This window comes from Streptomyces plumbidurans (assembly GCF_019857225.1).
GTDB classification, from domain to species: domain Bacteria; phylum Actinomycetota; class Actinomycetes; order Streptomycetales; family Streptomycetaceae; genus Streptomyces; species Streptomyces plumbidurans.
This window is the reverse complement of the sequence record NZ_JAFJSY010000141.1, coordinates 1-8,247: the sequence shown is the minus strand read 5'-3', so window position 1 is coordinate 8,247 and position 8,247 is coordinate 1. Positions and strand designations below refer to the sequence as shown.

General features: G+C 70.0%; 8 protein-coding genes. 6 read left to right on the top strand and 2 right to left on the bottom strand.

The annotated features are described in order from the left end of the window. Positions 1–225 precede the first annotated feature (225 nt). Positions 226–819, bottom strand: coding sequence for an HhH-GPD-type base excision DNA repair protein (locus tag JYK17_RS39705; protein ID WP_108010217.1), 594 nt, complete (start codon positions 817–819; stop codon positions 226–228). Positions 820–894: 75 nt separating this feature from the next. Here JYK17_RS39705 and JYK17_RS39700 point away from each other — a divergent pair, with 75 nt between their 5' ends. From JYK17_RS39700 to JYK17_RS39675, 6 genes are all read left to right on the top strand, one after another. Then, the gene (locus JYK17_RS39700; RefSeq protein WP_108010215.1) at positions 895–1,368 is read left to right on the top strand and encodes a cupin domain-containing protein; all 474 of its coding nucleotides are present in this window, start codon (positions 895–897) and stop codon (positions 1,366–1,368) included. Further along, the gene (locus tag JYK17_RS39695) at positions 1,365–2,120 is read left to right on the top strand and encodes an SDR family NAD(P)-dependent oxidoreductase (protein WP_222812286.1); all 756 of its coding nucleotides are present in this window, start codon (positions 1,365–1,367) and stop codon (positions 2,118–2,120) included. The genes JYK17_RS39700 and JYK17_RS39695 overlap by 4 nt, the downstream gene beginning before the upstream one ends. 159 nt (positions 2,121–2,279) lie before the next feature. Then, positions 2,280–4,004: a copper resistance CopC/CopD family protein gene (locus JYK17_RS39690; protein ID WP_372465385.1), complete on the top strand. Its 1,725-nt coding sequence runs from the start codon at positions 2,280–2,282 to the stop codon at positions 4,002–4,004. Between the two features lie 213 nt (positions 4,005–4,217). Further along, entirely contained in the window at positions 4,218–5,546 is a 1,329-nt protein-coding gene (locus JYK17_RS39685; RefSeq protein ID WP_128802345.1) for an ABC transporter substrate-binding protein, read from the top strand. A 32-nt stretch (positions 5,547–5,578) separates the two neighbouring features. Continuing rightward, positions 5,579–6,541 (top strand): carbohydrate ABC transporter permease, encoded by a 963-nt coding sequence (locus JYK17_RS39680; protein ID WP_261996673.1) that lies wholly within the window; start codon positions 5,579–5,581, stop codon positions 6,539–6,541. Continuing rightward, positions 6,538–7,425: a carbohydrate ABC transporter permease gene (locus JYK17_RS39675; protein ID WP_128802344.1), complete on the top strand. Its 888-nt coding sequence runs from the start codon at positions 6,538–6,540 to the stop codon at positions 7,423–7,425. Before JYK17_RS39680 ends, JYK17_RS39675 begins: the two co-directional genes overlap by 4 nt. Before the next feature lie 352 nt (positions 7,426–7,777). Here the strand turns inward: JYK17_RS39675 and JYK17_RS39670 are convergent, their stop codons facing one another. Next, positions 7,778–7,999, bottom strand: coding sequence for a CarD family transcriptional regulator (locus JYK17_RS39670; protein WP_108010205.1), 222 nt, complete (start codon positions 7,997–7,999; stop codon positions 7,778–7,780). Between the last annotated feature and the right edge of the window lie 248 nt (positions 8,000–8,247).

The window sequence follows — 8,247 nt, the reverse complement described above, 5'->3', positions numbered from 1 at the left end:
GAACGGGACGCCCCGAGCCCGGGCGGCGCGCGGCGAGCGGCGCGCGACCGTCCGGGGGACGGCGGCGCCGGTCGGCGGGCGTACGGCCGCGTCCACGACGCCGTACTCGACGATCTCCAGCGAGACGGCGGGCGCCGTGTGCGGCAGGGCGTGGTGTCCGGCGCCAGCAGGGCGCACGGCTGCACGAGCGCCCGGCAGGCGCGGCCTCTCACGCGCAGCCCCGTCCTACTTCCCGGCCCCCTTCGCCGCCTTCGCCGCCGCCTTCGTCTCCTGCTTGAACGCCCGGACCTTGGTCAGTGACTCCGGACCGGTGATGTCGGCGACGGAGCGGAAGGAGCCGGGGTCGCCGTAGGAACCGGCCGCCTCGCGCCAGCCCTTGGGCTGTACGCCGAGTTGTTTGCCGAGCAGGGCCAGGAAGATCTGGGCCTTCTGCTTGCCGAAGCCGGGGAGGTCCTGCAGCCGCTTGAGCAGCTCGCGGCCGTCGTCCACGCCCTTCCAGACCAGCTCGGCGTTGCCGTCGTAGTGCTCGACGAGGTACTGGCACAGCTGCTGGATGCGCTTGGCCATGGAGCCCGGGTAGCGGTGCACGGCCGGCTTCTCGGACAGCAGCGCGGAGAAGACCTCCGGGTCCATCGCGGCGATGTCGTGCGCGTCCAGGTCGTCCGCGCCGAGCCGGTCCGCGATGGTGCGGGGTCCCTTGAACGCCCACTCCATCGGGACCTGTTGGTCCAGCAGCATCCCGGTCAGCGCGGCGAGCGGGGAGCGTCCGAGGAGCTCGTCGGCCCCTGCGTCCTGGGCGAGGTGAAGGGTGAGGTCCATGCTCCCGATGATGCCGTGTGTGCGCTCGGGCCGCCCGGGGGCGGCGGTAGCCTTCCGCGGGTGAGTCCCGCCCGGGTGAGTCCCGAAGACCTCGTCGCCCACTACGGCCTGGAGCCGATCCCGCGCGAGGGCGGTCTGTACCGCCGGACGTGGGCGGGCCCCGAGCGGCCCGACGGACGGCCCGAGGGGACGGCGATCGTCGCCCTGCTGACGGCCGGTGACTTCTCCGCCCTGCACCGCCTGCCCACCGACGAGATCTGGCACCACTACCTCGGCGACCCGCTGGAACTCCTGCTCCTCGCTCCCGACGGCACCTCCACCACGGCCGTGCTCGGCCCGGACGTCCTCGGTGGCCAGCACCCGCAGCTCACCGTCCCCGCCGGCACCTGGATGGGCGCACGCGTCACCGGCGGCGGGGCGTGGACGTTCTTCGGCTGCACCATGGCGCCCGGATTCACCTTCGAGGGGTACGAGCACGGGGACGCGGACGGGCTCACGGCGCGGTATCCGGACCGCGCCGCCCACATCCTGGAACTGTGCCGCCCATGAGACTTCTCGACGGACAGGTCGCCCTCGTCACGGGCGTGGGCGGCGGCATCGGACGCGGCATCGCGCTCAGGTTCGCCGAGGAAGGCGCCGCGGTCGCGCTGCACTGCCGTACGGCGGCCGGGGCGGCGCGGGAGGCGGCCGCGCGGATCGAGGGCTCGGGCGGGCGGGCCGTCGTCCTGCGGGGCGACCTCACCGACGAGGACACCTGCCGGCGGGTCGTGGGGGAGGCCGCCGAGTGGGGCGGCGGCCTTGACGCGCTGGTCAACAACGCGGGCGTGCAGCCGACCCGGGAGCTGCCCGGCATGACGGCGGACGAGTGGCGGGCGGTCGTCGACACCAACCTCTCCAGCGTCTTCGCCTGCACGCAGGCCGCCGCCGAGGTCATGCGCGGGCGCGGCGGCAGCGTGACCCACATCGCCTCCATCGAGGGGAGCGCGCCCGCGCCCCTGCACGCGCACTACAGCGCGTCCAAGGCCGCGGTCGTGATGCACGCCCGGGCGGCGGCCCTGGAGTACGGCCCCTCGGGCATCCGCGTCAACAGCGTCTCGCCCGGCCTGATCGGGCGGGAGGGGCTGGAGCAGGCCTGGCCGGAGGGGGTGCGGCGGTGGCGGGCCGCGGCCCCGCTGGGGCGGCTCGGGCGGCCGGAGGACGTCGGGGACGCGTGTGTGTTCCTGGCCTCACGGCTCGCCTCCTGGGTGACCGGACACGACCTGGTGGTGGACGGTGGGGTGACGGCCCGGCCCCCGTGGTGAGCACACGGCGGCCCGTGTCCGTACGTACCGGGAGGTGCTGGACGACGACGGAGAGACCACGTGCGGTGTGACGGTGCACAGGGCGGACGGCGAGAGCGTCGGCACGTCCGCGGACCCCTCCGGCGCCGAGGGCTTCAGGGGCTGGCGCTGCTGGGCTCCGTGCTGGTCCTGCTCGTCCTCGGCGGGGCGGGGCCCGCGTCCGCGCACGCCGCCCTCAAGGGCACCGACCCCGACGACGGAGCCGTCCTCAAGTCCGCCCCCCGCCACATCACCCTGACCTTCACCGAGTCCGTCGGCCTGCTCGACGACTCCTTGCGCGTCCTCGACCCCGGCAACCACCGGGTGCGCGTCGGCGAGGCGCGCCACGCCGAGGGTCGCTCCGACACCGCCTCCGTGACCCTGCCGGCGAAGCTCGCCGAGGGCACGTACGTGGTGGCCTGGCGGGTCGTCTCGGCGGACAGCCACCCGGTCGGCGGCGCGTTCACCTTCTCCGTCGGCAAACCCTCCGCGACCATCGCCACGACCAGCACCGGCCCCACCGAGAACCCGGCGACCGCGAGCCTGTTCAACATCGCCCGCTATCTCGCCTATCTGGCCGTCGCGCTGCTGATCGGCGCGGCCGCCTTCGTGGAGCTGTGCCGGCCGGCGGACCGCGGGCCGCTGCGCGGGCCGCTGGTGGCGGGCTGGTGGACCCTGCTGGGCACCAGCGTGGTCCTGCTGGTGCTGCGCGCCCCGTACGAGAACGGCACGGCCCCCGCGACCGCCTTCGACGCCGACGCCTTCGGCCGCACCCTCACCGGCCGCCCCGGGCTCCTCCTGCTCGCCCGGATCGCCCTGCTCCTCGTCGTCGCGCTGTTCGCGGTGCGCCTGCGCAGACGTACGCAGTGGTCGCGTCCGGTCCTGGCCGCGGGCGGTGTGCTCGCCGTGGCGCTGGCCCTGACCTGGGCCGCCGCCGAGCACGCCTCGGCCGGTATCCAGGTGCCGCTCGCGATGACGTCCACGGTGCTGCACCTGCTGGCGATGGCCCTGTGGCTGGGCGGACTCGCGGCCCTGCTGATCCTGCTGCACCGCACCGAACTGCCCGCGGCGGCCGTCGCCCGCTTCTCCCGTGTCGCCTTCGCCTGTGTGACCGTCCTGGTCGTCACCGGCGTCTACCAGTCCTGGCGCGGCCTCGGCTCCTTCGGCGCGCTCACCGGGACGACGTACGGGCGGCTGCTGCTCGCCAAGGTGGCGGCCGTGGTGCTGCTGCTGGCCGCCGCGGGGTTCTCGCGGCGCTGGACGGCGCGGCTGGTGGGCGCCGATGCGCGGACGGTCGTACGGGAGCGGGTGCCCGAGCCGGTGGGCGGGCCGCCGTCCGTCTCTGCCGAGGAACCGGCCGGGCTGGCGGGCGCGGACGACGGGCGCCGCGGTCTGCGCCGCTCGGTCCTCGCCGAGGTCGCCGTGGGCGTCGTGGTGCTGGTCCTCACGACGGTCCTCACGAGCACGCTCCCGGGCCGGGCCGCGGCCGAGGCCGCCGGGCAGCCGGTGACGGCGGGCGGGCTGCCCGTCGCGTCCGTCACGAACGTGCCGTTCGACGTGGGCACCCCCAACGGCCACGGGAAGGTGCAGATCACCATCGACCCGGGCCGGGTGGGCGACAACTCGGTGCAGGCCGTGGTCTTCGGCCCCGACGGCGGCATCGTCGCCGTCCCCGAGGTCCGCCTCACCCTGAGCCTCCCGGCGCGGAAGCTGGGCCCGCTCGACGCCAAGCTGCGGAACCTGGGCGGCTACTGGGGCACCAGTGACCTCACGCTGCCGATCGCGGGCACCTGGACCATGAGCGTCACGGTCCGCACGACCGACATCGACCAGGTGACGGTGACCAAGGCCGTGCGTATCCAGTAAGGCACCTTACGTAGCCGTATGTTCGGGTCCTCGAACGCAACGATCACAAGTGTGTCGGTTACGTTTCCACAAAGCTCTAGGGCAGCTATTGACCGATGACCGGATATGGGGCTGTTATTACCGCCACGATGTTCGGTCGAGTTGATTTCTGGTCGGTTTCGACTTCTTTCGACATGGCGCAGCTGTGACCGAAACCCTGCCTCAGGAGCCGTTATGTCAGACCTCTCCCCTTCGGGTCCCCCCACTCCCAGTGAGCTCGTCTCTCCCTCCCGCCGCAGTCTGCTGCGCGGAGTGGGCGGCGCCGTCCTTCTGGCCGGCGCCGGTGTGCCGCTGCTGAGCGCCTGTGGCGACAGCAGCAGTGGCTCCGACCCCAAGACCGTCAGTCTCGGCTCCAACGCCTCGGACGCGGTGCCGAAGAAGGCGTTCGCCGAGATCTACGCGGCCTTCAAGAAGCAGTCCGGCATCACGGTCGACGTGAACACCAAGGACCACAACACCTTCCAGGAGCAGATCAACTCCTACCTCCAGGGCACGCCGGACGACGTGTTCACCTGGTTCGCCGGCTACCGCATGCAGTTCTTCGCGGCCAAGAAGCTCGCCTCGCCGATCGACGACGTGTGGGCCAAGATCGGCGGCGACTTCCCCGACGCGATGAAGCAGCTCAGCAAGGGCGAGGACGGCAAGTACTACTTCGTGCCGCTGTACACGTACCCCTGGGCGGTCTTCTACCGCAAGAGCGTCTTCAAGCAGCACGGCTACGAAGTCCCGACCACCTGGGACAAGTTCGTCGCCCTGTGCAAGCAGATGAAGAAGGACGGACTGGTCCCGATCGCCTTCGGCGACAAGGACGCGTGGCCTGCGATGGGCACCTTCGACCAGATCAACTTCCGCCTCAACGGCTACGACTTCCACAAGTCCCTGATGGCGGGCAAGGCCTCCTGGACCGACGCCAAGGTCAAGGCCGTCTTCGACCACTGGTCGGAGATCCTGCCCTACCACCAGGACGGCTTCATGGGCCGCACCTGGCAGGACGCCGCGCAGGGCCTGGTGGCGAAGAAGTCCGGCATGTACGTCATCGGCTCGTTCGCGGCCCAGCAGTTCACCAACAAGGCCGACCTCGACGACCTCGACTTCTTCGCCTTCCCGGAGATCAACTCCGCCTACGGCCAGGAGACCGTGGAGGCGCCCACCGACGGCTTCATGGTCAGCAAGTCCCCGAAGAACCACGCCGGCGCCGTCAAGCTCATGGAGTACCTGGGCACCCCGGAGGCCGAGCAGATCTACCTCAAGGCCGACTCCAGCGTGGTGGCGGCCTCCAGCAAGGCCGACACCTCCTCGTACACGCCGCTGCAGAAGAAGGCGTACACCATGATCAGTGGCGCCAAGAACCTCACCCAGTTCATGGACCGCGACTCGCGCCCCGACTTCACCTCCTCGGTGATGCAGCCCAGCCTGCAGAAGTTCCTGCAGAACCCCAAGGGGATCGACAGTCTGCTGTCCTCGATCGAGCGTCAGAAGAAGACGATCTTCGCGTCCTCCTGAACTGAGATCAGACAGTGACGACCGACACGAACATGAAGAGCCCGGAGGCGGCAGCCGTGCCGCCTCCGGGCCGTGCGCCCGACAAGAAGCGGGTACCGCGGGGGCACAAGCGCCTGCTGACCCGCCGTGACCGCATCACGCTCGCCTTCATGGCGGGCGTGCCCACGGTCCTGCACGTGGCCCTGGTCTGGGTCACCGCCATCGCCTCGATCGCCCTGGCCTTCACCAGCTGGGACGGGATCGGCTTCAGCTCCATCAAGTGGGTGGGACTGGACAACTTCAAGCACCTGTTCAGCGACAACCCGCAGTTCTGGCCCGCCGTAGAGCACAACATCATCTGGTTCGTCGTGCTCATCCTGATCCCGACGCCGATGGGGCTGTTCCTCGCGGTCCAGCTGGACAAGAAGATCCGCTTCAGCCGGGTCTACCAGACCGCGTTCTTCCTGCCGGTCGTGGTCTCGCTGGCGGTCACCGGCTTCGTCTGGCAGCTCGTCTACAACCCCGACACCGGCCTGATCAACAGCCTCATCGGGGCCAACAAGCCCGGCCACTACATCGACTGGATCGGCGATCCGCACCTGAACCTGTGGGCCGTCCTGGTCGCCGCCTCCTGGCGGCACACCGGCTACATGATGATCCTGTACCTGGCCGGCCTGAAGGGCGTCGACCCGTCCCTGCGCGAGGCCTCGGCGCTGGACGGCGCCAACGAGTGGCAGACGTTCAAGAGCGTCATCTTCCCGACCCTGCGCCCGACCAACACGGTCGTCCTGGTGGTCACCATCATCGAGGCGCTGCGCGCCTTCGACCTGGTGTTCGTCTTCAACAAGGGCGCCCAGGGCACCGAGCTGCTGTCGATCCTGATCACCAACAACATCATCGGCGAGTCCAGCCGGATCGGTTACGGATCGGCGATCGCCGTCGTCCTGCTGGTCATCTCCCTGGCGGTCATCATCCCGTATCTGATCGCCACCTTCCGGAAGGAGCGGCAGGCATGAGCACCGCCGACGCTCTGGCCAAGCAGCGCACGCCCGTCCGCCCCGCCCGGATCCTGCTGCACGTCTTCCTCGTCGTCACGTCGCTGGCCTGGCTCGCCCCGCTGCTGTGGGCGATCTTCGCGGCACTGCGCCCGTATGCGGAGACCAGCAACAAGGGCTATGTCTCCTGGCCGGACAAGCTGAACTTCGACAACTTCAAGAACGCGTTCGAGCAGTCGGACATGCTGCACTACTTCGGCAACACGCTGATCATCGCGGTCCCGGCTGTGCTGATCACGCTGCTGCTGTCGTCGATGGTCGCGTTCTACGTCAGCCGCTTCGACTTCCGGCTCAACATCTTCCTGCTGCTGGTGTTCACGGCGGGCAACCTGCTGCCGCAGCAGGTCATCATCACCCCGCTGTACCGGATGTACCTGCTGATCGACCTGCCGGGCATCACCGCCAGCGGCAAGCTCTACGACTCCGCGCTCGGCCTGGTGCTCATCCATGTGGCGTTCCAGTCCGGCTTCTGCGCGTTCGTGCTGAGCAACTACATGCGCATGCTGCCGCACGAGCTGACCGAGGCGGCCCTCGTCGACGGCGCCTCGGTGTGGCGGATGTACTGGCAGATCGTGCTGCCGCTGTGCAAGCCGGCGATGGCGGCGCTGGCGACGCTGCTGTCCATCTGGATCTACAACGACTTCTTCTGGGCCATCGTCCTGATCTCCACCGGCGAGAACATGCCGATCACCTCGGCGCTGAACAATCTCTCCGGCCAGTACTTCACGGACCCCAACCTGGTCGCGGCGGGCGCCCTGCTCACCGCGATCCCGACCCTGATCGTCTACTTCGTGCTGCAGCGGCAGTTCGTCAGCGGCCTGACGCTCGGCGCCAACAAGGGCTGATCCCCGGGGCGGTCCGGCAAGCGGCCGCCCCGGCTCTCAGGTCTCCTCGCACGCTGAGCACCCTGAGCGCGGTGCGGCCGCACGGTGTGGCGCGGCGGCGCCCGCTAGGCCGCCTCGGGGCGTGCGGCGCGCCCGTCCGGGGCAGGGCCCTGTGCCGCGTCGATCGTGAAGGTCTCGTCCTCCCCGAAGTCAGGGGCCCGGAAGGGGTCGGTCGTCGGAGGCGGCGAGGCCGTGGCGGCACTGCGGGGCCGCCCTTCCGGGGCGGAGAACAGCGAGGTCGGATCGATGAGAGGACTCCCTTGCGTGTCAGGTCCCCGAGGGGCCTGGTGTGCCGTGACCGGGCACGGCGGTTCTACAGCTTGGTCATCTTGGAGTACGGGCTCAGCACCCGCATCTGCGACGACCCGAAATCGACGAGCACCGCGATTCCGTCTTCGATCCCGACGACCCGGCCGAGGCCGTGGACATCGTGAGTGACCCGGTCGCCGACGGTGAAGTGCTTGGGGTCGGGCGCGACCGGGGCCTTGAAGGGGCTGGTGGGCAAGTGACGCTTCGGTGCGGCAGGTCTTGTCATTGCCCCCAGTATGCGCCTACGAGGGCCCCTAAGGGCAGCCTCAGCCGTCCTCGAACCCCTCTCCGGCGCGACGCGAGGCCGCGCGGTAGGGCGGTTCGGTCTCATCCAGGCCCGTACCGCCCGTACCCTTCGAGGTGTCTACGGCGTCACATAGCGGGCGCCAAACACTGGAGGCCATACCCCGTGCTGATTGCTCAGCGTCCGTCATTGACCGAAGAGGTCGTCGACGAGTTCCGCTCCCGGTTCGT

Excerpts from the sequence above, each read along its gene's own strand:
- JYK17_RS39705 (WP_108010217.1), bottom strand. The coding sequence starts at position 819 with ATGGACCTCACCCTTCACCTCGCCCAGGACGCAGGGGCCGACGAGCTC.
- JYK17_RS39695 (WP_222812286.1), top strand. The coding sequence starts at position 1,365 with ATGAGACTTCTCGACGGACAGGTCGCCCTCGTCACGGGCGTGGGCGGC.
- JYK17_RS39685 (WP_128802345.1), top strand. The coding sequence starts at position 4,218 with ATGTCAGACCTCTCCCCTTCGGGTCCCCCCACTCCCAGTGAGCTCGTC.
- JYK17_RS39680 (WP_261996673.1), top strand. The coding sequence starts at position 5,579 with ATGAAGAGCCCGGAGGCGGCAGCCGTGCCGCCTCCGGGCCGTGCGCCC.
- JYK17_RS39675 (WP_128802344.1), top strand. The coding sequence starts at position 6,538 with ATGAGCACCGCCGACGCTCTGGCCAAGCAGCGCACGCCCGTCCGCCCC.
- JYK17_RS39670 (WP_108010205.1), bottom strand. The coding sequence starts at position 7,999 with ATGACAAGACCTGCCGCACCGAAGCGTCACTTGCCCACCAGCCCCTTC.